We start from the raw sequence: 24560 nt of genomic DNA on the forward strand, positions 1-24560 counted from the left end.
TCTGATTCTCAGGATGTTCCCATGACCTTGAACCCGGATATCGCCGCTTACCTGGAGCTGGTGGAGGCTGGCCGCGATGTTGGCAAAAGCATTGCCATGCACCAGATGAGCCCGGAACAGGCGCGCGCCCAGTTTGACGAATCATCGCTGCTGATGAACCTGGTCCCGGTGGAGATCGAGCACGTCCAGCCCCTGCGTTTTCAGACCCGTGACGGTCACTGGCTGCAAGGCCGGCTGTACGCCCGGCAGGCGCCGGGCATCACGGAGCAGGGCGCCTTGCTGTATTTCCATGGCGGCGGCTATGTGGTTGGCAGCCTCGATTCCCATGACAACCTGTGCCGGACGCTGGCTCAGCAGTCCGGGCAGGTGGTGATCGCGGTGGAGTACCGATTGGCGCCGCAATGGCGCTTCCCCACCGCCTTCGAAGATGCCGAGGACGCCTGGGCCTGGCTGCTGGAACAGCGCGAGCTGAACCTGGACCGGGCCCGGCTGGCGGTCGGCGGCGACAGCGTCGGGGGCAGCCTGGCCGCAGCCTTGGCCAACAGCCTTGGTCAGGCGCTGGTGCGGCCTTGCCTGCAAGTGCTGCTGTACCCGGTGACCGATGCCAGTTGCTGGCGCGAATCCCACCAGCGCTATGCCAGCGGCTACCTGCTCGAGCGGCAGAGCCTCGAGTGGTTCTACAGCCACTACCAGCGTCGCCCCGAGGACCGCGCCGACCCGCGCTTGTCGCCACTGCTGGGGGCGCTGCCGGCGGGCCTGGCACCCACCTGGCTGCTGCTGGCCGGCCACGACCCGCTGCTGGACGAGGGCGTGGCCTATGCCGCGCACCTGCGTGAGTCGGGCGCGCCGGTGCAGCTTCAGGTCCACGAGGGCATGACCCACGACTTCATGCGCATGGACGCGGTGGTCGAAGACGTTGTGGCCATCCAGACCGATCTCGGCGAGCGTCTAGCTCAGGCCCTGGGAAGCCACTGAGGGGGCTGGATAACTTTTTTCAAAAAGTTCATCCGGTTTTTCACGATGTTCCGTCTTATTTAGAAATACGAAGCATTGTTATCCGCTATTCGCTCTCAGGACTTTATAAAATCATGCCGACTCAACAACAGAACCGGTCCCTGCTCAAGGCGCTCTGCATGCGGCGGGCTCTGCGTTCACCTTTCCACCTCAGCGCCCTGACCCTCGGCCTGATGGCCTCCAGCGTCAGCTACGCGCAAGCTTTGGCGTTCGACATTCCGTCGCAGAGACTCTCCTCGGCGATCCAGGCCCTGGGCCAGCAAGCCAATATCCAGGTGCTGTTCAACCCGACCGACGTCGACGGCAAGCGCAGCACCGCCGTGCGCGGTAGCCTGGAAGTGCGGGACGCCATCGCCCAGATGCTGGCGGGCACCGGTGTGCGCTACAGCCTGCAGGACGGGGTGCTGATGATTCACGCGGTCGACTCCTCAGTGATGGAACTGAACCCCACAGCCGTCAGCGCCGTAGCCCTCGGCGCCACCACCGAAGGCACCGGCACCTACACCACCGGTGTCAGCACCACCGCCACCAAAATGGCCATGAGCCTGCGCGAGACGCCGCAGTCGGTGACCGTTGTGACCCGCAAGAAGATGGACGATCAGAACGTCCAGAACCTCGACGACATTGCCCGCACTGTCACCGGGATCACCCTGACCAAGCTCGGCACCGATCGCTCCACCTACTACGCGCGCGGCTTCGAGATCAACGACCTGCAGTACGACGGCATTCCGACCAACATCTCGGAAAACTACTCCATGGACGTCATGTCCACGGCGAACATGGCCATCTACGACCGGGTTGAAGTTGTGCGCGGTGCCAATGGCCTGATGCAGGGCACCGGCAACCCCTCGGCGGCCATCAACCTGATTCGCAAGCGCCCGACGCGCGACTTTCGCCTGGGCGCGGAACTGGGGGCTGGCTCCTGGGACAACTATCGCAGCCAGGTGGACGTATCCGGCCCGCTGACCGATGAGGGCAACATCCGTGGCCGAGCGGTGGCCTACTACAACACTGCCGACAGTTACCGTGATGGTGCCCAGCGCGACAACCAGCTGCTGTACCTGATCGGCGAAGCAGACCTGAATGATTCCACCGTCCTCACCCTGGGCGCCACCATCCAGAAGGACAACCAGAATGGCTATGACTGGGGCGGCTTGAATACCCGCGCCGACGGCTCGTTCTACCCGCTGTCGCGTTCCACCAACCTCAATGGCAAGTGGGCGCATCTGGACCGCAACAACTACAACCTGTTCAGCGACATCACCCACTACTTCGACAACGAGTGGAAGGTGACGCTGGCGATGAACTCGATCTGGTCGAACGCGGACTTTCTGTCGTCCTACCCGAACCGGGTATCCGGTGACAACACCAGGTTGACTGTTTCGCAAGCAGACTACAAAGACACCCAGTTTGGTGTGGATTTGTACGCCACCGGGCCGTTCCAGCTGTTTGGCCGCGAGCACCAACTGATGTTCGGCGCCAACACCCGCAAGGACGATTTCGACGCGGTCATCAAGACTGCGACCAACAACCCGGTCGTCGATATCACCGATTTCGACTACAGCTCGCTGCCGCACCCGATCCTTTCTGCCACCGGGAGCGATTACAACTACATTCGCAAAGAACGCGGGCTCTACCTAGCCTCGCGCTTCAGCGTTACGGACGATTTGAGCCTGATTCTGGGTACCCGTTTCAGTTGGTCCGACTATAAGGTCAGCAGCCCGTATACAAACGACCAATACAAAGAAAACGGTCGTATGGTGCCCTATGCCGGCCTGGTGTATGACCTCAACAAGAACCACACCTGGTATGCCAGCTACACCGAGATCTACAAGACTCAGAGCTACTATGGTGCGGGGAACACGCTGCTGGATCCGATCGAAGGCGAGAACTACGAGACCGGTATCAAGAGCGAGTATTTCGATGGTGCCCTCAATACCTCCTTCGCGATCTTCCAGACCGACTTGCAGAACATGCCGGAGGCACTGTCGGTTGCGCCGACTTGTGGCGTGACCGGTACCAGCAAGTGCTACAAGACCGGCGCCAAGGTTCGCAACCGCGGTTTCGAACTGGAGGTCTCGGGTGAACCCGTACAAGGTTGGAACGTCAGTGCCGGCTACACCTACAGCGACCCGGAGTATGTGGCTGGCAGCAGCAAGGGTAGCGACTATTACAGCAAGATCCCCCGCCGTTTGCTGAAAGTCTCTACTGACTACCGTCTGCCTGGCGTGTTGGACCAATGGAATGTGGGTGGCGATGTCTACGCCCAGAGCCGTACCTCCGCCGACACCACCGGCTATGATATCAAGCAGGGCGGCTACGCCTTGCTGAATCTGCACGCCAACTACCAGATCAACCGCCAGTTCAGCGTTCAGTACAACTTGAACAATGCCCTGGACAAGGTCTACTACCAGTCGTTGCCGACCTCCAACAACTGGGGTGGCTTGTACTACGGCGACCCGCGCAACTTCTCGGTGACCTTGCGTTATCAGTACTGAGTCAACTGCCTTTACCAGCCCTGCCCGGCGTTGTCGGGTGGGGTTTTTTATGCGCGTATGTCTTGAAATCTGGATCGGGCTGGCAGGGCTTGCCACAACATCTAGAGGTCAGGTTGGTGAAGGGGAAGGTGAAGGTGAAGGGGAAGGTGAAGGTGAAGGTGAAGGGGAAGGTGAAGGGGAAGAGGAAGAGGAAGAGGAAGAGGAAGAGGAAGAGGAAGAGGAAGAGGAAGAGGAAGAGGAAGAGGAAGAGGAAGAGGAAGAGGAAGTTGGAGGGGAAGGGAAATGTGATGCAGGGGGACGCCAGTCAAGTCCCCCGCTTCCAGTGAATCAGGCGACACACGCCTCGACCACCACCTTGCCGGCTTCCATGCGCACCAGCTGGTCGGCGACATCAAAATAGCGGTCATCATGGCTGATGACGATGATTGTCTTGCCCAGGCGCTTCAGCTCGGGGAGCAGCTCGGTATAGAAAATGCGTCGGAAGGTCGGGTCCTGGTCCGCAGCCCATTCATCGAACACCAGCACCGGGCGCTCTTCCAGCCAGGCGTTTATCAGCGCCAGTCGCTTGCGTTGCCCGGTCGACAAGTCGGTGGTGGTGAAACTGCCGTCGCGAATGCTCACCTTGTGTGCGATTTCCAGTCGCTTGAGATAGACCTCGGCGCTTTCCGGCACCTGCTGGGCCCCCAGGAAGGGGTCGTCGAACAGGTAGTAATCGGAAAAGATGGTAGTGAAGAGCTGGCGATAATCATCGCGGTTCAGCGCGGTGATCGCCTGGTCGTTGATGCGTATCTCGCCTTTTTGCGGCGGGTACAGCCCTAGCAGCAGCTTGATCAGTGTGGTCTTGCCACAGCCGTTCTCGCCAACAATGAAGACGATGTCGCCCTGGCGGATCTGCAGGTCCACCGGCCCCAGGGTAAACGGTGCGTTGCTGTCGACCGGCGGGAAGGCAAAGCGCACGTCATGCAGTTCGAGGGTGCGCAAGGCGGGCAGCTGGCTGGCCTTGTCTTCGAGCAGCAAGTGCGGCTCGGGGGAGGAGAACTGCTCCGACAACTCGGCAATCCGGCGAAAGGCGATCTGAGCCCGGCTGACGATGGGCAACGTGCCTATCAGGTATTCCAGCGGGCCCTTCATGTACAGCAGCACCAGCACGAAACCGCTCATCACTGCCTTGTCGCCGCTAGGCCACAAGGATTGCAGAGCGAGTGCCAGGCCGATGACCACGAAGAACAGCATCGAGCCGAAGGTCTTGGCGATGACGAAGGTATTGATGGAGCGGATCTGGGTGTCGCGTATCTTGTCGGCCGTCCCTTGGATGTTGCGGCTGAACATGCGCTGACGGCGTGTGCGGTGGATACGCAGCTCCTTGGCGCCGCCGGCAATTGCATTGTAGTGCCGTTGCAGTTCATCTTCGGCATCCCGTGCCGCGACGAACCCTCGAATGCCCTTGGCTCGGGCGATGTACTGCACGGCGGTACCCAGTGCGATGGCTGCCAGCATCAGCAGGAACATCGGCCAGGACAGCACTGCCAGATAGCCCAGGCAGCCCAGGGTAACGGTCAAGGCAATTGCCAGTGGTGCGAAGGCGAAAGCGAAATCGCTGACGGTGTCCACGTCGTGGGTCAGCACCGGGATGAGTCGATGGCTGCGATAGCGCTCGATCTGTTCGATGGGGGCCGACAGCACCTTCTCGCCCAGTTCCTTGCGCAAGGCGGCGATGATGTTCTGGCCCACCCGGTTGCTACCGATGTCGGAAAACACCGAGCTGGCCAGGGCCACCAGGCAAAGCCCGGCGAATCCCCAGACCACGCCCTGGGTCAGGCCGGTGTCGTCGTTCAGGGCCCGGTTGATGGTGGCCAGAAGGAAGGTGATGCTGAGGCCGCCGACTATGCCCAGGATGACGGACAGCGCGACGGTATATTTGAACGGCTTGAGCAGGGCGAAAAGATCCTGCACGGCGCCGCGGGTGGGCTGGGACATGATGGGCTCCTGGATTGATCAGCCGACGCTGGCAAGGGATTTGCTCGGCGCCTTGTGAGCGCTGCTGGAAAGATTCAGGGCGGCATAGAGTGCTTGCCCGATCTCTTCGCTTCGCATTGGCAGCACCGAAAGCAAGGTGTCGCTCAAGCCGTGGGTGGCCTCGCAGAAACCTTGCAGGAACACTGGCGCCTTGAGCTGTGGGGTGGCCAGGGCGCGGTAGGTACGGTCCACTTCCAGGCCATGCAGGTAAGGCAGAAGCGGCTCGAGCAGGTGCTGATGGCTCTTGCGCTCGTAGCCTGTGGCCAGGATCACGGCATCGTAGCGGTGGGTCTGCTGCTGCCCGGTGGCGAGGTCGCGCAGGGTCAGTTCGATGCCACCCCCGACGTCGACCGCCGCCGCCACGTGCTGCCGGCAGAGCACCGCGTGGCGGGGCTGACGGGTGATCTTCTGCCGGTACAACACGGCATAGATGCGCTCGATCAGCTCCAGATCGACGACGGAGTAGTTGGTATTGTGGTATTCGCCGATCAACTTTTCGCGGTCTGCCGGTGCTTGCTGGAACACCAGGTCGGTGTAGGCTGGGGCGAAGATCTCGTTGACGAAAGGCGAGTCGTCGGCGGGCTTGAGGGCTGAGCTGCGCAGGATCATTTCAGCCTGCACCGAAGGAAAGCTGTCGTTCAGGTCGATGAACGCCTCGGCGGCACTCTGCCCGGAACCGATGATCGCGACACGCATCGGCTTGCCATGGCCGGGGGCCAGGTTCTGCATGCCGGAGAGATAGCGAGAATGGTGGAAAACCCTGGCATCGTTGCGCAGCGGCGCGAAAATGGCTGGAATCTTCGGTGAGCCACCGGTGCTGATCACCACCGAACGGGTGCGACGGGTCCGCTGCATGCCTTGTGCATTGCGCGAGATCAGTCTGAGGTGATGAATGACCCCGTTATCGAGTTCGGGCTCGATGCGCAGCACTTCTTCGCCATACAGTGCCTGCTCGGCGAACTGCCCGGCGACCCAGCCCAGGTAGTCGTTGTACTCCAGTCGGCACGGGTAGAAGGTACCCAGGTTGACGAAGTCGACCAGGCGGCCCTGCTGCTTGAGGTAGTTGACGAAGCTGTACGGGCTGGTGGGGTTGCGCAGTGAAACCAGGTCCTTGAGGAACGAAATCTGCAGTTCGCTCTGCGAGGACAAGGTATCGCCATGCCAGCGATAGTGCTCCTGTTTATCCATGAACAAGGCATCAATGGCCTTGCCATGGCTCTGGGAAAGCTCTTGCAGGGCGATGGCCAGCGCCAGGTTGGACGGGCCGAAGCCTACGCCGATCAGGTCGTGGAGAGTTGAGGCGCTCATGTCGTTGACTCCTTGTGCGGGGGGGCAGAGGTGGGTAAAGATCCTTCTCTGCAGTGGGTCAGTTGTATTCGCCGTCCTCGAGCGCGCGCGCTACGCGAAAGCCCAGCCAGTCACCGCGCACTTCAGGTTTGCGCTCGTTACGGTTGCCCGAACGCGAGAAGATCGGGGGTTCCAGGTAGTCGTTACCGCGGATCTGCCGGTGCGTGCAGGTGTCACCGGTGGTCCAGGCGCTACCGTCGGTGGGCGCGCCGACATAATCGGTATGCCAGCAGTCCTCGACCCACTCGTAGACATTGCCATGCGTGTCATACATGCCGAACGCATTGGCCGGGAAGCTGCCGACCGGTGCCGTATAGGTGAAGCCATCGCGCGGCCCGTAGGTGTTGGCATGCTTGCTGATCTGATACTCGCCTTCCTCGTCGAAGGGGAACGGGAAGGGGCCGGTGGAGCCGGCGCGACCGGCGTACTCGCGTTCGGCTTCGCTGACCATGCGGTAGGGCTTGCCGGTTTTCTTCGCGAGCCAGCCGATGTAGCCGCGTGCTTCCTCCCAGGTCATGCAGACTGCAGGCTGGCTCGGGCCTTGCGGGTAGCTGGGCTTGCCGTTCTTGCACAAACGGCCCGGGCGGTTGTCGCCGTCGGGCAGCACAGTGTGGGTTTCCCTGGCATAGGCCTGCCATTGCCCGGCGGTCACATGGAAGCGACTCATGGCGAAAGCCTTGGCGAATGTCACGGTGTGCAGCGGACCTTCATCGTCCTGTTTGCCCAGTTCGTCATCGGGCGTGCCCATCACGTAGCTGCCGGCGGGCAGTACGACCATTTCCGGGCAATCCTTGCAGTCCTTGAAAACCTTGCCCGGTACCGCCGGGTCGGCAGCGAGGGCTTCGAGCGAAAGCGAGAGGCAACCGATGGCAATCAGTGAGGTCAGCCGTTTCATGGGGTTCCTTGCAGGTTGTGGGCAACGGGAGGAGGGGTCGGCCTGGCGGCCTTCTGGGCGGCTTCCCACACACGCAGGAAGTTGGCTCCCCAGAGCTTGGCGATGTCTTCATCGGAATAGCCACGCTGTATCAGTTCGGCGGTGACGTTGCGGCTCTGGCTGGCATCTTCCCAGCCGACCACACCGCCGCCGTCGTTGAAGTCCGAACTGATGCCGACATGGTCGATACCGATCTTCTTCACCGCGTAATCGATCGAGTCGACATAGTCGGCCAGGGTTGCCTTGGGCTCGGCGCCGACGATGTCGTAAAAGGGCGTGAGGTATTCGCCGAACTTCTTCTCCGACCAGATCGAGAACACCGGGTCGGTGGTGGTGCCCATCTGGGTCTGGCTTTGTATGTCGGGCAAACCATACCTGGCGCGCAAGGCATTCATCTTCTCGATGGTCGGGCGCGAGAACGGCTTGAGGTAGTGGGAGTAGGCCACGATATTGACCAGCCCGCCGGTAGCCTTGATGTGTGCCAGGTCGACGTCGCTGAGGTTGCGGCGGATGTCCATCAGGCCTTGCACGCCGGTGTGCGAAGCCATCACCGGTGCCCGGCTCAGTTCGGTGACCTGGGTCAGGGCCTGGCTGGACATCTGCGAGACATCGATGACCACGCCGAGGTCGTTGAGCCGGGTGATGGCGCGCCGACCAATGTCGGAGAGCCCGCCCAGCGGGTCCACCGAATCCCCCAGGAAGGGCAAGGGGCGTGCCGAGTCGGCCCAGCTGTTGTTGCCGACGTAGCCCGGGCCGAACACCCGCATGCCGCGTGCGGCCCAGTGGTCGAGCTTGTCGATGTCATCGCCAAGGGGCGCGGCGTTGAGCAGGCTGATGATGATGGCGAACTTGCCTTCACTGGCCAGTCGGCGGAAGTCGGCAGGTGTGTAGGCGATCCCCGCCTGTGCCGGGAAATCCTTGGCGATGCTGGTGATGATCCGATAGCGCACTTCCAGTTCGTTGGCCATCGCAGCCTTGAACCCGGGGGTGGGCCGGTGCGGCCAATTGGGCCCGCGCCAGAACTCCGGCCATGACCAGATCGCGATCGACGCGCCACTCAGGCGGCCCTTGGCAGCTTTCACCAGGTCGAACTGGGTCGGGCCGTCACGATTCGCTTCCCTGCCACTGGCGCCGTAGTTCAACGGCACGTCAAGGTGTGCATCCAGCGCCGGGATGCGCGCCTGCAGGGCGTTGGCTCGCTCTTCGATTTCGCGGCTGTACGGGTGCTTGGCAAGGTAGGCCCGATACCCCCAGGCACCTGCGGCTACCAGGAGCAGGAGCAGAAGCAGAAGTGCCAATGCCCATGGCCATCTGCGCGAAAACAAAGCCTGTTTCTTCATTGCGTACTCGGTCGCCTGCACGACGGCCCCATGCCGTTCGAACTTGTTGGGTGAAACGAGCAGACGCCAAGAGAATTTAGCGTCCCTCTAAATCGCTTCCTCAACCATTCGTTTTTGCAGCAGGAGTCACGTCATGAGTACAGTGGATGAAAGTGTCACGTCGAAAGATCCTGGCCGGCCTGGTGGCCGCTGGTGTTGCACTGCCTGCCGCCTATTACGCACGGCAGGAGTGGGAGCGGGCCCAGGAAGCGGAGCTGAGCAGTGACGAACCAGCGGTGCCGGTCGACGACCTGCCCAATGCGCTGTTGGGTGAGCGCCTGGTCGGGATCTGGGACTGGCGCCTGGTGGGCGATCACCCGGCGCTGGCAGAGCTGGCCGGGCCGCAACAGCTGTTGCTCGACGTAGGGCAGGGTGCCCGTGCCGTGCGCGGTTACCTGGGCACTGCGCCATATGGCGACCAGGGCTTGCAGGTTTACGGTCCGCTAGCGGCCGACCGATTGCCGAACGTGCGGTTGAAGATGATTGCCGGCTCTGGCGAGGCCTATGACTGCGATGCCGTGCTGGATGAGATATGGGGCGACTGGAGCCAGGGCGGAGGCAGCGCGACCCTTAGCGGGCAAGTACGCCTGGCAGGGACCCAGGCAGGGCATTCCGGAGCAATGGCGGGCTTTGTCGCTGTGCGCCGACCCTTCGTGCTGGCGCGTGAGCGGTTGCCGTTCGTGGCGGCCCTGCACGAGGACCTGATTTCGCCGCAGCGTCGTTACTATCATCAGCTCTGGCATGCCAGCCGTGATCGCTGGCACCGCATTGATGAGTCTCGACGGCAGATGGTGCGTGCGCTGGGCTGGCAGGTCGGCCCCCTGGGCAAGGAGCGCAACGCCCGCGGGCATGATCGCCATCGCAACGGCTCCGGCGAGGATTTTCTGTTCATGCACCGGCACATGCTGCATGGCGTGCGCGAGGTCCAGGACCTGCGCTCCTGGATAAGCCTGCCCGCGGCACGTCCATCGATCGGGCAGGGTACCCAGGCGTTCTTCGATTACCTCGATAACCGAGACGGCTACAGCGTCCCGCCCAATTGGCAGGCGGCCGGCGATGATGCTTTCAGCCAGTGGCTGTACTACGTCAAGAGCAGTCAGGGGCTGCACGCCAACTTCCAGCTGTGGGAAGCCCAGCTGCATGACCCGCAATACCTCAGCAGCTTGTGTCTGGGGGAGTTGGGGTCGCGCATCGAGTTGGGGGTCCACGACTGGCTGCACATGCGCTGGGCATCCCTGGGGCGCGATCCGAACTCGGATCTTCCAATGCCCTACGGGCGTCGCAACTATGATTTCTCCGAACGCTGGTTCCGCGCCGAGAACGACTTCCTTGGCGATCCGTTTTCCTCCCACGTGAACCCGGTGTTCTGGGCCTTTCACGGCTGGATCGACGACCGCCTGAACGACTGGTACCTGGCCCACCAGCAGGCGCACCCGGGGGAAGTGAAACTGCGGATGATCGATGGCGTTCCATGGTTTGCCCCGGGGCGCTGGGTGCGTGTGGCCGAGCCTTGGCTGGGGCCCACCCGTGACGGTTGCGGCGCCTGGGGGCTGGGCAATGGTGGCGGCACCGGGAAACTGGACATCGAGACCATGAAGCTTGCCTTGCAGGCCATCTTCAGCCCGGAAGAAGATGCCGATCGCCTGGCCGACAGGGTGCCACAGCGGCCCTGGTACGCTCGCCATCTGGCACCCGGCCCGAGACGTGACGGTTTGTAGCGCACCTGGCGCTATTTGCTGGTTTTGTGCCAGATAGGCCCCCGGACAGGGGGCATGCCTACTTCGCCGTCATCAGCGTGTCGGACGCTGTCCAGCCGCCGCCCAGTGCCTTGTAAAGGGCAACACTGGCCTGCAGGCGCGCCTCGCGCAGTCGTACCCGCTCGGACTGTGCGGTGAACAGGCTGCGTTGCGCCTCCAGCACGCTGAGCAGGTCCTCGGCGCCGGCCCGATAGCGGTTCTCTGCCAGATCGAAGGCGCGCTGGGCCTGGGCAAGCTCTTCATTCTGCCAGCGTGTCTGGCGGTCCAGGCCATCGACATTGTTCAGCGCCTTCTCGACTTCGCCGAAGCTGGTGATCAGCACGCTGCGATAGGCTTCGAGCAGTTCGTCCTGGCGAGCGATGGCGCGATCGCGCTCGGCGCGCAAGGCGCCATTGTTGAAAATGGGGGCTGTCAGGCCGGCACCGAGGTTGAACGCCGGATTGCGCAGCAGGTCGATGGCCTTTCTGTCGCCGGTGGCCAGGCTGGCCGTCAGGCTCACCGTGGGGAACAGTGCCGCCCGCGCAACGCTGACATCCGCCTGAGCCGCCGCCAGGCGCGCCTCTGCGCCGGCGATGTCCGGGCGGCGGGTCAGCAACTGGCTGGGGATGCCGGCGGCAATGCTCGGGCCGCTCAGTTGATCGAAAGGTTGATCGGCAAGCGCGAGTGCCTGCACCGGCACACCAAGCAAGGTTGCCAGGGTGATCTGCGCATCCCGGGCTTCTTGCTGGTAGAGCGGCAACTGGCGTTGCTGATTGGCTACAAGGCTTTCTTGCTGGGCCAGTTCAAGGGCAGTCGATGACCCCGCCTGGAAGCGCGTGCGCACCAGTTTGAGGATCTTTTCGGCGTTTTCCAGGTTGAGCGCGGCGATGCGCGCCTGCTCACGAGCGGCGAGGGCGCTCAGATAGGTATCGGCAAGGCTGCTCGTCAGGCTCAGCTCGAGCGTGTCACGATCAAGTGCAGTGGCTTGCAGGCCCAGACGGGCACTGTCACGAGCAGCCGCATTCTTGCCCCAGAAGTCCAGCTCGTAGCTGGCCGTCAGGGCGGTGTTGAAGTAGCGGTAAGTCCGTTTACTGCTCGAAGTATCCTGTTCGCTGTAGCCTTGGCCTCGCAGCAAGCGCTGCTGATAGGCGTCGGCACTGGCATCGAGGCGCGGCAGCAGAGGGCCGCCGGCAATGCGCAGGTCGGCCCGTGCCTGCCTGACCCTGGCCATGGCGGCGCGCAGGTCATGGCTGCCTTGGCGCGCCTGCTCAATCAGCTGGCTCAGTTGAGCGCTGTTGAAGGTTGTCCACCATTGCGCCGAGGCCGCCGTGCCGCCAGTCGGGCCTTGCCAGTTGGTGGGCGCAACGATGCCGCTGTCCAGGGGGGCAGCAGTGTGGCTGCAAGCGCCAAGCAAGGTCAGCAGCGGCAGCATAAAAAGAGCGGTTCTGGTCATGGTCATTCACTGGTCAGGGCGGCGACAGGGTCGAGGGCGGCAGCCTTGCGCGCGGGCATGAAGCCGAAGATGACGCCGGTGGCTACCGAGCAGGCGAAGGCACCCACTATCGCCAGGGCGGAAAACGCCACGGCCACCTGGGCCAGGCTGAGTACCAAGCCGATCAGCAGCGCCAGGCAGACGCCGATAAGGCCGCCGGTCAACGAAAGCACCACGGCTTCGGTCAGAAACTGGCGCAGGATGTCCCGCTGTCGGGCACCGGTGGCAATGCGGATGCCGATCTCGCGGGTGCGTTCGCGGACGGTCATCAGCATCACATTCATCACGCCGATCCCGCCGACCAGCAGCGAAATGGCGGCGATGGCGCCAAGCATCAGGGACAGCCCGTTGCGCGTCGCAGCTTCGGCCTGGATCATCGCCGCGCTGTTGTCGATCTCGAAGTCTTCCATGCCATCGTGCAGGCTCAGCATCAGTTGGCGTATCGCCCGTTCGGCTTCATGCACCTGGGTACTGTCGGCGGCGCCGATGATCACGTATTCCGGGTGTTGCGTGCCGGACAGGCGGATGGATGCCGCTGAGTACGGGACGGCGATACGCAGATCGTTGCGCTGGTTTGCACCGCTGGAGCCTTTGCTGGCCAGCACTCCGATCACCTGGAAAGGCACGTTCTCGATGAGGATGTACTGGCCGATCGGGTCCTGGCCGTCGACGAACAGTTTCTTGCGTACTTCCGAGCCGATCACGGCCACGGCCGCGGCCGTGGCCAGGTCGTTGTCGGTAAAGAAGCTGCCTTCGCTGACGGGCCAGCTCATGAGGGTCGGGAACACAGGCGTATAGCCACCGATGGTCGACTCCAGGTCGCGATTGCCGAAGCGCACCTGAACCTCAACCGTCATGGCCGGCATGATGGACTTCACCTGGGGCAGCTCGGCCAGCGCCTGTACGTCGCTGAGGCGAACGTCGCCGGGTGGGGCGCGCGGAGCGGGAGAGGCGCCGTTCATGAAGATGATGTTTGAGCCGAACGCGCCCATCTGGGCCATGACCTGACGCTTGCTGCCTTCGCCCACCGCCAGCATCACCACCACCGACGCGACGCCGATGATGATCCCCAGCAGGGTCAGCGCGGTGCGTGTGCGGTTGCTCCACATCACCCGCCAGGCGGCCTGCAGGGCGTCCCGGGTTTCGCCCAGCCAGGGGCTGCTCTGGTTGTCGGCGCGGACCAGGCGCCGGGCCAGATCTTCGGCTTGCAGCGCCCCCGGGCGAGCCTGTGGCGGCGCCTGGTCGGCGCCGCTGTCGCTGATCACTTCACCGTCGCGGATCTCGATGATGCGGTGCGCGCGAGCGGCCACATCGCGGTCGTGGGTGATCAGGATCACCACATGGCCTTGCTCGGCCAGCTCATCCAGCAGGCGCATGACCTCGGTGCCACTGTGGCTGTCCAGCGCGCCCGTTGGCTCGTCCGCGAGGATGATATGGCCGCCGTTCATCAACGCCCGGGCAATGGATACCCGTTGTTGCTGGCCACCGGAAAGCTGGCGCGGGCGATTGCCGGTGCGTTCTCCCAGGCCCAGGCGTTGCAGCAGCGCCTGGGCCCTTTCGGCCCGTGGGTCGGCGGTGGTCCCGGCATAGATAGCCGGCATCTCCACGTTCTCCTGCGCAGAGGCGGAAGGGATCAGGTGATAGCCCTGAAACACGAACCCGAACGCTTCGCGGCGCAACCAGGCCAGTTCGTCATTGTTCAGGCCGGCAACGTCCTGGCCCGCGAAGCGATAATGCCCGGCGCTTGGGCGGTCGAGGCAACCGAGGATGTTCATCAGGGTCGACTTGCCGGAGCCTGAGGTGCCGACGATGGCGATGAACTCCCCGGCATGGATCTTCAGGTCGATGCCACGCAACACATCGACCTGGGGGCTGTCGCCGCCACCATAGGATTTACGGATACCGATCAGTTCTATCAGCGGGGTGCTCATGTCAGCCCTCGCCGCCGACAGGGCCGATCAGCAGCTTGTCACCTTCTTCAAGGCCGTCGAGGATCTGCACGCGCAGCCGGTCGCTGAGCCCGGTGCGTACCTGGCGCGTCTGCACGTCGCCCTTGCCGGTCAAGACGTGGGCAGTCTGCAGCGCCTCGCCCTGGCCGCGCCCCTGAAGCGCGGCGATCGGTACCGTCAATACATCCTTGGCAGATCCGGCGACGAAGAACACCTGTGCGGTCATGTCGGCCATCAGCGCGTTGTCATCGTTGTCGACGTCCAGCAGCACGGTGTAGAGCACCACGCGGCCGGTCCCGCTGCCGCTTGCGCCACCGGCGGCAACCGGGCTGCCGCCGCCTTGACTGAGCTGGTCCAGCGGCTTTGGCGGAATCGGTAATATTTGCCTGACGGTACCGGTCCAGCGCCTGCCGCCACTGCCCAAGGTGGTGAAGTAGGCCTGCATGCCGGTCTTGACCTGGCCGATATCAGCTTCCGAGACCTCGGCCCACACCGTCATCGGCGACAGCTTGGCGATCCGCAGGATCAGCGGGGTGCGCTGTTGCGCGTTCAAGGTCTGCCCTTGACGTGCATCGACAGCCACCACCGTGCCGCCAATCGGGGCATAGATACGTGTGTAGCCAAGCTCGGCCTCTGCGCTGCGCAACGTGGCCTGCGCCTGGAGAATCTGCGCCTCATACATGTCGATACGCGCCTGGGTCGTCAGCACCTTGGCCTGGGCTGTTTGCACATCCTCTTCGCGGGTGGCGCCGTCGGTGGCCATCCGCTGCTGGCGACGCAACTGCTGCTCGGCCAGGACATGTTCGGCGCGTTGCTCCTTGACCTGTGCTTTCAGGGTCTGGATGGCATAGCGCTCGGCATCCAGCCGGGCCTGTTGCGTGGCAGGGTCGATTTCCACCAGCAACTGCCCCTGCTTGACGGTGTCGCCTACCTCGACGTGCAAGGTGCGGATCTGCCCAGAGGCCTGCGCGCCGACATCGACGTACTGGCGGGGCTGCAGGGTGCCCAGCGCGGTGACGCTGGCTTCGATGTTGCCACGGCTGACGCTGACGGAAGGCCGCTGATCAGCCTCGCCTGGCAACAATTGCCAGGTGGCGAATGCGGCCAGCGGGATCAGGCACAGCACGAGGGTTACAGCGCGACGGGGAAGGCGTTGAGGCATCATGCAGGGGTTCCGACCATGAGAGGGCCGCTGTCACCAGGGAACAGCTAGGGAGGCTGCCGATTAAACGAAAGCGACAAGGACGGATTTAGCGGTAAACGCCTGTTGCGGGCGGGGGAAATGTAACAACGTCTTTAAACTTGATGAGAATTATTATAATTTAAGCGCCGGCAATGCCACTACTTGGCCTGCATCAGATTTCTATCATCATCGGAAAACAGGGAAAGCGCTTCGATGCCGTCTTCGGGTGTATTGCTAGAGCATTACTACCAGGAACTGGTCCGGTACCTTCGTTCGCGTCTCGGCAGCCGCCATGCGGCCGAGGATATCGCTCAGGAAGCCTATCTGCGGATAATCGAGCGGTGTGACGACACACAGATTTCCCATCCGCGCGCTTTCCTTTATCGCACGGCCCTGAACCTGGTGACCGATGGCCATCGGCGTAGCAAGGCCCGTCGCGCCGAGCCCCTCGAAATACTGGAAACCGACGAGCGATTCTTCGTCACGCCCGTGCACGGCGTCTGTCGTCAGGAAGAACGCCTGGAGTTGCTGCAGCGTGCGCTGGCGGAACTGGGCACCACCTGCCGGGAGTGCTTTTTGCTGCGTAAGCTCGAAGGCCTGTCCCATGGCGAGATTGCCACGCGTATGGGGTTGTCCAAGGCCACGGTAGAAAAGCACATCGTCAACGCCATGAAACATTGCCGCCTGCGCATGCGCGAGTGGGCCGAGACCTGAGCACGTGCCCGGCAGCGCAGCCCACTTTCCGATAGCTTCAGTTGCCTGACGATGTACCGAACGTCAGGGCACCTTTCATCATGGTCGAATGGAACGGGTAGGAGCAGAAGAACTCATACGCCTGGCCTGCCTGCAGCACGCGGGTGTCGAAGGTGACCGAGTCTTTTTCTCCACCTCCGATCAGCCGGGTATGGGCGAGCACGCGCTTGTCTCCCGGCTGGATGTAGTTGTTGGCTTCACCCGCCGCGGCGCCATCGGTGGTCACGCCTTTGATGTCTTCCTTTTTGGCCAGCACCCAGTTGTGGCCCATGATGTTCCTGGGCATCGTGCCCGTGTGCCGCAAGTTCACCGTGAAGCGTTGGCAGGTTTGCGGGACGCTGATCGTCTTCAGGTTGTAGGTCATCTGGTCGGTGCTGTGAATGTCCACCGAGCAGGGCTCGTCGGACCACGCGACGCTGGACAGGGTCAGGGCGAAAAAGGCTAGGGCAGGGCGAAACATCTGGGTACTCCGAAAAGGTATGAGGCGATGCCTTGGGGCATGCGCCTTTTTTATACGAAGCCCGAGCGTCAGGGTTTAGGGCCTGCGGTTCGCTGCCCGGCTTAAAGGTAAATGCAAATTCCGTCAGTCAATCACTTGATTTATGCGGGGTTCCCGACTTCTATCAAAGAAGACCGCTGCCAGGCATGGCCTTGGCAGTAGCCTTTACCGGCGCAGTATGGTCATGGAGCGTACCCATTACCCAACTGCCCAGGTCCCACCATGGCAAACAAGACCCTGCGCATCCTCATCGCCGACGCACACCCGTGCCAGCGGCTGCAGCTGGAACGGTTGCTCAATGGCCTGGGCTATTACCGGATAGCCCCCGTGGAGAGCTTCGAGGAGCTGCAGCGCTTGGTGCATTGCGCCTTGCAGCCTTTTCATCTGCTGCTGGGCAATATCGAGCTGGCAAACCATGCAGGGGTTGACCTTGAGCGCTTCTGCCGCGTCAGCACCCAGATCCAGCACGCCCTGCTTTACCACTCCAGTCAGCTGAAAGTGCCTTCAGTGCCGCAGACCGAACGCCAGGCCGTCAGCCTGAGCCTGCCGCAGGTGCCTGATAACGAGGCGCTGGAGTCGTTCATGGCGATCATCGACGCGCCACTGCTGGTCGGCAAGTTGCCGCTGCCGGGCAGCATGCCGGCTACCGCGGCGCGGCCACGGCCGCGGGCCAACTACGCGCACACGGTGTTCAACCGCTAGCGGCGCAGCGGGCAGGGCAACGGGGCAGCTATTTGTTATCCTCTTGCCCTTTGCCGATTTGCGGACCCCTGCCATGACTGCCATCGATACCGCTCGCCCGCCCCGGTTCAGCCGCGGCGATCACCGGACCCTGGGCCTGGCGGCACTGGGCGGCGCGCTGGAAATCTACGACTTCATCATTTTCGTGTTCTTTGCGCTGACCCTCAGCCAGCTGTTCTTCCCGCCCGAAATGCCCGAGTGGCTGCGCCTGCTGCAAAGCTTCGGCATCTTCGTCACCGGTTACCTGGCGCGGCCGCTGGGCGGCATCCTGATGGCGCACTTTGCGGACCACCTGGGGCGTAAACGGGTGTTCAGCCTGAGCATCCTGATGATGGCCCTGCCGTGCCTGTTGATCGGGGTGATGCCGACCTATGCCGACATCGGTTATGCCGCGCCGCTGATTCTGCTGGCCTTGCGTATCCTGCAGGGCGCGGCCGTGGGGGGGGAAGTGCCGAGCGCCTGGACCTTCGTCGCCGAACATGCCCCCGCCGGGCGACGCGGCTACGCCTTGGGCTTCCTGCAGGCCGGGCTGACCTTCGGCTACCTGCTGGGGGCGCTGACCGCAACCTTGCTGGCGCAGCTGTATACCCCGCAGGAAATCCTCGATTATGCCTGGCGTTACCCGTTCCTGCTGGGTGGGGTGTTCGGTGTGATTGGCGTGTGGCTGCGCCGCTGGCTCAGCGAAACGCCAGTGTTCCTTGCCCTGCGCGCACGTCAGGAGCAGCCGGTGAAGTTCCCGCTGCGACGGGTACTGGGCGAACACCGCCGGGCGCTGATCCCGGCAGCGCTGTTGACCTGTGTGCTGACCTCTGCCGTGGTGGTGCTGGTGGTCATTACCCCAACGGTGATGCAGCAACGCTTTGGCATGAGCGCCGGGCACACCTTTGCCCTGAGCAGTGTGGGTATTGTCTTCCTCAATATTGGCTGCGTGCTGGCCGGCTTGCTGGTTGACCGCGTGGGCGCCTGGCGTGCGCTGATGCTGTACAGCGTGCTGCTGCCGCTGGGCATCGGCACGTTGTACGCCAGCCTGAACGGGCAGTGGGGCATGACCTGGCTGGCCTACGCGCTGGCGGGGTTGAGTTGCGGTGTGGTGGGGGTGGTGCCGTCGGTGATGGTCGGGCTGTTCCCGGCCGAGATCCGGGTTTCGGGCATTTCATTCACCTACAACGTAGCCTACGCACTGTGGGCCAGCACCACGCCGCTGGCGCTGATTGCGCTGATGCCGTGGAGCCCGTGGGTGTGTGTCGGGTTTTGTCTGATCATGGGCACGGTGGGGCTGCTGACGGCCTTGTATTTCGGGCGCCGAGAGCCATTGGCGTTTACGGCAGAGCCGATGCCGATCATGTGTGGTGACAAATGAGAGGGTAACGCTATTGGGGCGCTGAGGCAGACTTCCAGGCGGGGGTTATTGGAATAACCTATTGGCCAAATTTAACCTGGAAGGTTAATTTCTCATGGAAAAGAGAACGCCTCATTGTCCGCTGGAACGGGTAAAAGTCTTGGCTGCTGCAAGGCGCATCAGCCCTACAGGCGCTGCACTGAGAGGCGCCAAAGCGCTGGGTATAGATTATCCGGGCATGCTTGAAGTGATCTCCAGTTTGGAGCGCACTGATTTTTACAAGAGCATGACCAGCCATATGGATCACCGGGTTTGGCAGGACGTCTATCGTCCGCTTACAGCAGTTGGGTACGTTTATCTAAAAGTGTCCGTGGTAGACGACGTGCTCATCGTGTCTTTCAAGGGGTTGTAACCATGAGATGTCCAATATGCGGCGGAGCGGAGCTTGCACCTGATGTTCAGGGCATGCCCTATAGCTATAAAGGCGAGGCGACCGTCATCCCTGACGTAAGTGGCGATTACTGTTCCGCATGTGGTGAATGTGTACTTAGCCACGATGAAGCCATGCGTATCAGTAACCTGATGACGGCATTCGAGCGCCAAGTCAACGCAACTGTTGTAGATCCTTCCTTCATTGCTTCAATGCGCCGGAAGTTCGACCTCGACCAGCGTGAAGCGGGGGAAATTTTCGGTGGTGGCGTCAACGCCTTCTCCCGTTATGAAAACGGCAAGACCACACCACCCGTGGCGTTGGTGAAACTGCTCAAGCTGCTGGATCGCCATCCAGAACTCTTCGAGGAAGTGCGTACTGCCTGATTTTGGCACGTAACAAAAAGCCCCCGGCTCATGAGAGCCGGGGGCTTGTTGTTACGGCAAGGGCAGGGCCTTACATGTTCGGGTAGTTCGGCCCGCCAGCGCCTTCAGGGGTGACCCAGGTGATGTTCTGGGCCGGGTCCTTGATGTCGCAAGTCTTGCAGTGCACGCAGTTCTGCGCGTTGATCTGGAAGCGCTTGTTGCCGTCTTCCTGGGTGACCACTTCGTACACGCCCGCCGGGCAGTAGCGCTGGGCCGGCTCGTCGTACAGCGGCAGGTTGCTGGCGATCGGGATACTCGGGTCGGTCAGCTTCAGGTGGCAGGGCTGTTCCTCTTCGTGGTTGGTGCTGGAGAGGAATACCGAGCTGAGCTTGTCGAAGCTGAGCTTGCCGTCCGGTTTCGGGTAGTCGATCTTTTTCGAATCCGCGGCCAGCTTGAGGCAGGCGTAGTCCGGCTTGGTATCGTGCAGGGTGAACGGCAGCTTGCCGCCGAACCAGTTCTGGTCGACGTAGTTGAACGCACCGCCCAGCAGTGGCCCGAACTTGTGCAGGGCAGGGCCGAAGTTACGGCTGGCAAACAATTCCTCATACAGCCAGCTGGCCTTGAAGGCGCTGACATAACCGTCGAGCTGGTCACCGCCTTCGCGGCCAGCGGCCAAGGCATCGGCCACCGCTTCAGCGGCAAGCATGCCGGACTTCATCGCGGTGTGGCTGCCCTTGATCTTGGAGAAATTAAGGGTGCCCAGATCGCAACCGATCAACGCGCCACCGTTGAACACCATCTTCGGCAACGAGTTCAGGCCGCCCTTGCAAATGGCCCGGGCGCCGTAGCTGATGCGCTTGCCACCTTCGAGGTACTGGCTCATCACCGGGTGGTGCTTAAGGCGCTGGAATTCATCGAACGGGGACAGGTAAGGGTTGGCGTAGGACAGGTCGACGATCAGGCCGACCACCACCTGGTTGTTTTCCAGGTGATAGAGGAACGAGCCACCGGTGTTGTCCTTGGCCACCACGTCCAGCGGCCAGCCGGCGGTGTGCACCACCAGGCCCTGCTCGTGCTTGGCCGGGTCGATTTCCCAGATTTCCTTCAGGCCGATGCCGTAGTGCTGAACGTCGGACTCGCTGTCGAGGTTGAAGCGCTTGATCAGCTGCTTGCCGATGTGGCCGCGGCAGCCTTCGGCAAACAGGGTGTACTTGGCGCGCAGTTCCATGCCCGGGGTGTACAGGCCGTCCTTCGGGTTGCCTTCGCGGTCGACACCCAGGTCACCGGTGACGATGCCGCGGACCACGCCGTTGTCGTCGAACAGCGCTTCCTGGGCGGCGAAGCCCGGGTAGATCTCAACGCCCAGGTTCTCGGCCTGCTGGGCCAGCCAGCGGCACAGGTTGCCCAGCGAGATGATGTAGTTGCCATGGTTGTGCATGGTCTTGGGCACGAACAGGTCAGGCACCTTGGTCGCGCTGCCGGCATCCTTGAGCACATAGATGTCGTCGCGTTTCACTTCGGTGTTCAGCGGGGCGCCGAGCGCTTTCCAGTCGGGGAACAGTTCGTTCAGGGCGCGGGGTTCGAACACCGCGCCAGAGAGGATGTGGGCGCCGACTTCAGAGCCTTTTTCCACCACGCAGACGCTGATTTCGCTACCGGCTTCGGCGGCCTTCTGCTTCAGGCGGCAGGCGGCGGACAGGCCTGCCGGGCCGGCGCCGACGATGACCACGTCGAATTCCATGTATTCGCGTTCCACTGGTTCTCTCCTACTCATCAAGGCTCGTGCTGTTGCTTTGTCTTATGGGTGCTTGCGCGCAGTGGCTCATCACGGGAGCGAAACTGTAGCTGCGCAAATGACGGACTACACCGTTTTGTCTTGGCCGCGCATTATATCTACACCACTTGGCGGGTCCAATACAAACGTTTGTTTGAATTTGCCGCAGGCCAGTAAAATCACAGGAACGCGGCTGGAGGGTGACCGATTTGCCGTATTGACCGGATGGGGTGTTACGGTCAAGATACGAGCGGTTTTACGTTCGCCGTAGGCTTGCAGCCGGGCGCAGGTACACCTCTAAAGACCAGGTGTGGAGCAGGGTTTTGCGGCCTTGGGCCGGTTTGTAGTGGAGTTTACACGCCACGACAGAAAATCACCCGTGAGTATTTGTCGCAAGAGTCCGGACAAGACTGTTCGGTCACTGTGAAGATGCTGGCTCCCGGTACGTTTTTAGAGGTGCCCTTGTACCCACGCGCATCGCCGGGCTCAGCCCCAGGCGACTATCTATTCACCGGAGAGTAACGAGGAATCCATGAAGGTTCTTGTAGCTGTCAAACGAGTGGTCGACTACAACGTCAAGGTTCGCGTCAAAGCGGACAACTCCGGCGTCGACCTTGCTAACGTCAAGATGTCCATGAACCCCTTCTGCGAAATCGCCGTGGAAGAGGCCGTACGCTTGAAGGAAAAAGGCGTTGCGACCGAGATCGTCGTCGTTTCCGTCGGCCCGACCACTGCCCAGGAGCAACTGCGTACCGCCCTGGCCCTGGGTGCCGACCGTGCCATCCTGGTAGAGGCCGCTGACGAGCTGAACTCCCTGGCTGTAGCCAAGGCCCTGAAAGCCGTTGTCGACAAGGAGCAGCCGCAGCTGGTCATCCTTGGCAAGCAGGCCATCGACAGCGACAACAACCAGACCGGCCAGATGCTGGCCGCGCTGACCGGCTACGCCCAGGGCACCTTCGCCTCCAAGGTCATCGTTGCTGGCGACAAGCTGAACGTCACCCGTGAAATCGATGGCGGCCTGCAGACCGTATCGCTGAACCTGCCAGCCATCGTCACCACCGACCTGCGCCTGAACGAGCCACGCTATGCGTCGCTGCCGAACATCATGAAGGCCAAGAAGAAGCCGCTGGAGATCGTCAAGCCTGACGATCTGGGCGTTTCCCTCGCCTCCACCAACAAGACCCTGAAAGTCGAAGCGCCGGCTGCCCGCAGCGCGGGCATCAAGGTCAAGTCGGTGGCCGAACTGGTCGAGAAGCTGAAGAACGAAGCGAAGGTAATCTAAATGACTATCCTGGTTGTCGCTGAATACGAAGCCGGCGCCGTTGCCCCGGCCACCCTGAACACTGTCGCTGCAGCCGCCAAGATTGGTGGTGATGTGCACGTGCTGGTCGCTGGCCAGAACGTCGGCGGCGTTGCTGAATCCGCTGCCAAGATTGCTGGTGTGGCCAAGGTGCTGGTTGCCGATAACGCCGCCTACGCCCACGCCTTGCCGGAAAACGTCGCGCCGCTGATCGTCGAGCTGGCAAAGGGCTACAGCCACGTGCTGGCCCCGGCCACCACCAATGGCAAGAACATCCTGCCGCGCGTTGCCGCGCTGCTGGACGTGGACCAGATCTCCGAGATCATCTCGGTCGAGTCCGCCGACACCTTCAAGCGCCCGATCTATGCCGGTAACGCCATTGCCACCGTGCAATCGAGCGCTTCGATCAAGGTCATCACCGTGCGTACCACCGGCTTCGACCCAGTCGCCGCCGAAGGTGGCTCGGCGGCTGTTGAAGCGGTGAGTGCCGCGCACAACGCCGGTATCTCGGCCTTTGTCGGTGAAGAGCTGGCCAAGTCCGACCGCCCAGAGCTGACCGCTGCCAAGATCGTCGTTTCCGGCGGCCGCGGCATGGGCAACGGTGACAACTTCAAGCACCTGTACAGCCTGGCCGACAAACTTGGCGCTGCTGTGGGTGCGTCGCGCGCCGCAGTCGACGCAGGCTTCGTGCCGAACGACATGCAGGTCGGCCAGACCGGCAAGATCGTTGCGCCACAGCTGTACATCGCCGTCGGTATCTCCGGCGCGATCCAGCACCTGGCCGGCATGAAAGACTCCAAAGTGATCGTTGCGATCAACAAGGACGAAGAAGCGCCGATCTTCCAGGTAGCCGACTACGGCCTGGTCGCCGACCTGTTCGAAGCGGTTCCGGAGCTGGAAAAGCTGGTCTGATCCGCCTGCTTCACTTATAAAGAACCCGGCCCTCGCATTGAGGGTCGGGTTTTTTTATGGGTTGAGGAGTGAGGGATGACGTTGCGCGGAACGGGCAGGGTGCTGGCATGCATGGCGGCGTTGGTGTCGCCACTGGCCATGGCAGCAGGCAAGTGCGAGCGCCTGGTGGCAACCGGCAGCCCTGATGCACCGCCCTATTCGTGGCAGGACCCGAAAGACCCGAAACACCTGATCGGTGCCAACGTGGACCTGTTGCGCCAGGTGGCAGGCGAGCTGGGTGTGAAGGTGGAGGTGCTGAATGCCGGCCGTCGCGATCAGGCCCTTGAGGAAGTGCGCAGCGGGCGAATGGACCTGCTGCTCGATACGCCCCTGCAGGTCGAGCAACTGACCGCGCTGGACTACATCCACCCACCCCTTCAGCTCAACGAGTACCTGGTGTGGACACGCCACGACGCCGAGCTGACCTTCGAGGGCCCGGCAGACCTGGCCAGATATCAGGGCAGCTTGTCCGAGCGCGCGCGCCTGACCCCGGCCTTTACCGCGTTTGCCAAGGCCCAGTTGAAGCTGATGCCGGCGCAGAACCTGACCCAGGCGTTCCAGAAACTGGTGCTTGGCCAGGTGGATTATGTACTCGCCGGCCGCTATTCGGGCATGGCCATGGCCCAGAGCCTGGGTATGAGCAATGACCTGATTGCCCGCGGCCTGCCGGTGGATCGGCCAGGCCTGTACCTGGCGCTTTCGCACAACTCGGCATGCAATGACAGCTGGTTGCGTGGGCAACTCGCAAAAAAACTGACAGAATTGCCGATCTCCGGTGCGTCCGAGGCTGTCCTGCAACGTAATGTCGAGCGCTGGAAAGCGCAACTGCAGGTGCCGGCGGACGCCCCCAAACACTAGGA

General features: G+C 62.3%; 21 protein-coding genes. 12 read left to right on the top strand and 9 right to left on the bottom strand.

Annotation, left to right across the window (positions count from 1 at the left end):
• Nucleotides 1–21 precede the first annotated feature (21 nt).
• The 3 genes from JOY50_RS18915 (at nt 22) to JOY50_RS18925 (ending at nt 3838) form a co-directional block, all read left to right on the top strand.
• The gene (locus tag JOY50_RS18915; RefSeq protein WP_138737690.1) at nt 22–975 is read left to right on the top strand and encodes an alpha/beta hydrolase; all 954 of its coding nucleotides are present in this window, start codon (nt 22–24) and stop codon (nt 973–975) included.
• A gap of 158 nt (nt 976–1133) precedes the next feature.
• Nucleotides 1134–3512, top strand: coding sequence for a TonB-dependent siderophore receptor (locus JOY50_RS18920; protein ID WP_063423112.1), 2379 nt, complete (start codon nt 1134–1136; stop codon nt 3510–3512).
• Between the two features lie 116 nt (nt 3513–3628).
• The gene (locus tag JOY50_RS18925) at nt 3629–3838 is read left to right on the top strand and encodes a hypothetical protein (protein ID WP_243055630.1); all 210 of its coding nucleotides are present in this window, start codon (nt 3629–3631) and stop codon (nt 3836–3838) included.
• A 1-nt stretch (nt 3839) separates the two neighbouring features.
• Here JOY50_RS18925 and JOY50_RS18930 read toward each other — a convergent pair whose 3' ends face one another.
• The 4 genes from JOY50_RS18930 to JOY50_RS18945 are packed head-to-tail and all read right to left on the bottom strand — an operon-like array spanning nt 3840 to nt 9149.
• Nucleotides 3840–5489 carry a cyclic peptide export ABC transporter gene (locus JOY50_RS18930; protein ID WP_138737688.1) on the bottom strand — a complete coding sequence of 550 codons (1650 nt, stop codon included), beginning with the start codon at nt 5487–5489 and terminating at the stop codon, nt 3840–3842.
• 18 nt (nt 5490–5507) lie between these two features.
• Nucleotides 5508–6836 (bottom strand): lysine N(6)-hydroxylase/L-ornithine N(5)-oxygenase family protein, encoded by a 1329-nt coding sequence (locus JOY50_RS18935; RefSeq protein ID WP_138737687.1) that lies wholly within the window; start codon nt 6834–6836, stop codon nt 5508–5510.
• A 58-nt stretch (nt 6837–6894) separates the two neighbouring features.
• Nucleotides 6895–7770, bottom strand: a complete 876-nt coding sequence (locus JOY50_RS18940; RefSeq protein WP_138737686.1) for a formylglycine-generating enzyme family protein — start codon at nt 7768–7770, stop codon at nt 6895–6897.
• The gene (locus JOY50_RS18945; RefSeq protein ID WP_243055631.1) at nt 7767–9149 is read right to left on the bottom strand and encodes a dipeptidase; all 1383 of its coding nucleotides are present in this window, start codon (nt 9147–9149) and stop codon (nt 7767–7769) included. Before JOY50_RS18945 ends, JOY50_RS18940 begins: the two co-directional genes overlap by 4 nt.
• A 146-nt stretch (nt 9150–9295) precedes the next feature.
• Between JOY50_RS18945 and JOY50_RS18950 the strand changes: the two genes are divergently transcribed.
• Nucleotides 9296–10906, top strand: coding sequence for a PvdJ/PvdD/PvdP-like protein (locus JOY50_RS18950; RefSeq protein WP_243055632.1), 1611 nt, complete (start codon nt 9296–9298; stop codon nt 10904–10906).
• 58 nt (nt 10907–10964) lie between these two features.
• Here the strand turns inward: JOY50_RS18950 and JOY50_RS18955 are convergent, their stop codons facing one another.
• The 3 genes from JOY50_RS18955 to JOY50_RS18965 are packed head-to-tail and all read right to left on the bottom strand — an operon-like array spanning nt 10965 to nt 15530.
• Nucleotides 10965–12383: an efflux transporter outer membrane subunit gene (locus tag JOY50_RS18955; RefSeq protein WP_138737683.1), complete on the bottom strand. Its 1419-nt coding sequence runs from the start codon at nt 12381–12383 to the stop codon at nt 10965–10967.
• The gene (locus JOY50_RS18960) at nt 12380–14347 is read right to left on the bottom strand and encodes a MacB family efflux pump subunit (RefSeq protein ID WP_243055633.1); all 1968 of its coding nucleotides are present in this window, start codon (nt 14345–14347) and stop codon (nt 12380–12382) included. Before JOY50_RS18960 ends, JOY50_RS18955 begins: the two co-directional genes overlap by 4 nt.
• A gap of 1 nt (nt 14348) precedes the next feature.
• The gene (locus JOY50_RS18965; RefSeq protein ID WP_243055634.1) at nt 14349–15530 is read right to left on the bottom strand and encodes an efflux RND transporter periplasmic adaptor subunit; all 1182 of its coding nucleotides are present in this window, start codon (nt 15528–15530) and stop codon (nt 14349–14351) included.
• 231 nt (nt 15531–15761) lie between these two features.
• Between JOY50_RS18965 and JOY50_RS18970 the strand changes: the two genes are divergently transcribed.
• Complete coding sequence (locus JOY50_RS18970; RefSeq protein ID WP_132847017.1) at nt 15762–16262, top strand: sigma-70 family RNA polymerase sigma factor; 501 nt, start codon at nt 15762–15764, stop codon at nt 16260–16262.
• A 37-nt stretch (nt 16263–16299) separates the two neighbouring features.
• Here JOY50_RS18970 and azu read toward each other — a convergent pair whose 3' ends face one another.
• A complete protein-coding gene (gene azu / locus JOY50_RS18975; protein WP_063423103.1) occupies nt 16300–16761 on the bottom strand; it encodes an azurin in 462 nt (153 codons plus the stop codon).
• 261 nt (nt 16762–17022) lie between these two features.
• On the opposite strand from azu, the gene JOY50_RS18980 reads away from it, so the two are divergent.
• The 4 genes from JOY50_RS18980 (at nt 17023) to JOY50_RS18995 (ending at nt 19696) form a co-directional block, all read left to right on the top strand.
• Entirely contained in the window at nt 17023–17502 is a 480-nt protein-coding gene (locus JOY50_RS18980; protein WP_132847016.1) for a histidine kinase, read from the top strand.
• Nucleotides 17503–17575: 73 nt separating this feature from the next.
• The gene (locus tag JOY50_RS18985; RefSeq protein ID WP_132847015.1) at nt 17576–18901 is read left to right on the top strand and encodes an MFS transporter; all 1326 of its coding nucleotides are present in this window, start codon (nt 17576–17578) and stop codon (nt 18899–18901) included.
• A 94-nt stretch (nt 18902–18995) separates the two neighbouring features.
• Nucleotides 18996–19292: a type II toxin-antitoxin system MqsR family toxin gene (locus JOY50_RS18990; protein ID WP_243055635.1), complete on the top strand. Its 297-nt coding sequence runs from the start codon at nt 18996–18998 to the stop codon at nt 19290–19292.
• A 2-nt stretch (nt 19293–19294) separates the two neighbouring features.
• Nucleotides 19295–19696 (top strand): type II TA system antitoxin MqsA family protein, encoded by a 402-nt coding sequence (locus JOY50_RS18995; protein ID WP_132847013.1) that lies wholly within the window; start codon nt 19295–19297, stop codon nt 19694–19696.
• Between the two features lie 70 nt (nt 19697–19766).
• On the opposite strand, the gene JOY50_RS19000 is transcribed toward JOY50_RS18995, so the two are convergent.
• Entirely contained in the window at nt 19767–21449 is a 1683-nt protein-coding gene (locus tag JOY50_RS19000; RefSeq protein ID WP_080956764.1) for an electron transfer flavoprotein-ubiquinone oxidoreductase, read from the bottom strand.
• 532 nt (nt 21450–21981) lie between these two features.
• Here JOY50_RS19000 and JOY50_RS19005 point away from each other — a divergent pair.
• From JOY50_RS19005 to JOY50_RS19015, 3 genes are all read left to right on the top strand, one after another.
• Entirely contained in the window at nt 21982–22731 is a 750-nt protein-coding gene (locus tag JOY50_RS19005; RefSeq protein WP_132847011.1) for an electron transfer flavoprotein subunit beta/FixA family protein, read from the top strand.
• The gene (locus JOY50_RS19010; protein ID WP_028613362.1) at nt 22732–23661 is read left to right on the top strand and encodes an electron transfer flavoprotein subunit alpha/FixB family protein; all 930 of its coding nucleotides are present in this window, start codon (nt 22732–22734) and stop codon (nt 23659–23661) included. It abuts the gene before it with no gap.
• A 75-nt stretch (nt 23662–23736) separates the two neighbouring features.
• Nucleotides 23737–24558: an ABC transporter substrate-binding protein gene (locus JOY50_RS19015; protein ID WP_132847009.1), complete on the top strand. Its 822-nt coding sequence runs from the start codon at nt 23737–23739 to the stop codon at nt 24556–24558.
• The last annotated feature ends 2 nt before the right edge of the window (nt 24559–24560 follow it).

This window comes from Pseudomonas sp. BP01, assembly GCF_022760795.1.
Classification (GTDB): Bacteria; Pseudomonadota; Gammaproteobacteria; order Pseudomonadales; family Pseudomonadaceae; genus Aquipseudomonas; species Aquipseudomonas putida_Q.

What these genes read in the sequence shown, in the direction of transcription:
- JOY50_RS19015 (WP_132847009.1), top strand. Translation starts at nt 23,737, where the DNA reads ATGACGTTGCGCGGAACGGGCAGGGTGCTGGCATGCATGGCGGCGTTG.
- JOY50_RS18965 (WP_243055634.1), bottom strand. Translation starts at nt 15,530, where the DNA reads ATGATGCCTCAACGCCTTCCCCGTCGCGCTGTAACCCTCGTGCTGTGC.
- JOY50_RS18970 (WP_132847017.1), top strand. Translation starts at nt 15,762, where the DNA reads ATGCCGTCTTCGGGTGTATTGCTAGAGCATTACTACCAGGAACTGGTC.
- JOY50_RS18945 (WP_243055631.1), bottom strand. Translation starts at nt 9,149, where the DNA reads ATGAAGAAACAGGCTTTGTTTTCGCGCAGATGGCCATGGGCATTGGCA.
- JOY50_RS18915 (WP_138737690.1), top strand. Translation starts at nt 22, where the DNA reads ATGACCTTGAACCCGGATATCGCCGCTTACCTGGAGCTGGTGGAGGCT.
- JOY50_RS18985 (WP_132847015.1), top strand. Translation starts at nt 17,576, where the DNA reads ATGACTGCCATCGATACCGCTCGCCCGCCCCGGTTCAGCCGCGGCGAT.
- azu (WP_063423103.1), bottom strand. Translation starts at nt 16,761, where the DNA reads ATGTTTCGCCCTGCCCTAGCCTTTTTCGCCCTGACCCTGTCCAGCGTC.
- JOY50_RS18950 (WP_243055632.1), top strand. Translation starts at nt 9,296, where the DNA reads ATGAAAGTGTCACGTCGAAAGATCCTGGCCGGCCTGGTGGCCGCTGGT.
- JOY50_RS19000 (WP_080956764.1), bottom strand. Translation starts at nt 21,449, where the DNA reads ATGAGTAGGAGAGAACCAGTGGAACGCGAATACATGGAATTCGACGTG.
- JOY50_RS18940 (WP_138737686.1), bottom strand. Translation starts at nt 7,770, where the DNA reads ATGAAACGGCTGACCTCACTGATTGCCATCGGTTGCCTCTCGCTTTCG.
- JOY50_RS18980 (WP_132847016.1), top strand. Translation starts at nt 17,023, where the DNA reads ATGGCAAACAAGACCCTGCGCATCCTCATCGCCGACGCACACCCGTGC.
- JOY50_RS18930 (WP_138737688.1), bottom strand. Translation starts at nt 5,489, where the DNA reads ATGTCCCAGCCCACCCGCGGCGCCGTGCAGGATCTTTTCGCCCTGCTC.
- JOY50_RS18995 (WP_132847013.1), top strand. Translation starts at nt 19,295, where the DNA reads ATGAGATGTCCAATATGCGGCGGAGCGGAGCTTGCACCTGATGTTCAG.
- JOY50_RS19005 (WP_132847011.1), top strand. Translation starts at nt 21,982, where the DNA reads ATGAAGGTTCTTGTAGCTGTCAAACGAGTGGTCGACTACAACGTCAAG.
- JOY50_RS18960 (WP_243055633.1), bottom strand. Translation starts at nt 14,347, where the DNA reads ATGAGCACCCCGCTGATAGAACTGATCGGTATCCGTAAATCCTATGGT.
- JOY50_RS19010 (WP_028613362.1), top strand. Translation starts at nt 22,732, where the DNA reads ATGACTATCCTGGTTGTCGCTGAATACGAAGCCGGCGCCGTTGCCCCG.
- JOY50_RS18935 (WP_138737687.1), bottom strand. Translation starts at nt 6,836, where the DNA reads ATGAGCGCCTCAACTCTCCACGACCTGATCGGCGTAGGCTTCGGCCCG.
- JOY50_RS18955 (WP_138737683.1), bottom strand. Translation starts at nt 12,383, where the DNA reads ATGACCATGACCAGAACCGCTCTTTTTATGCTGCCGCTGCTGACCTTG.
- JOY50_RS18920 (WP_063423112.1), top strand. Translation starts at nt 1,134, where the DNA reads ATGCGGCGGGCTCTGCGTTCACCTTTCCACCTCAGCGCCCTGACCCTC.
- JOY50_RS18990 (WP_243055635.1), top strand. Translation starts at nt 18,996, where the DNA reads ATGGAAAAGAGAACGCCTCATTGTCCGCTGGAACGGGTAAAAGTCTTG.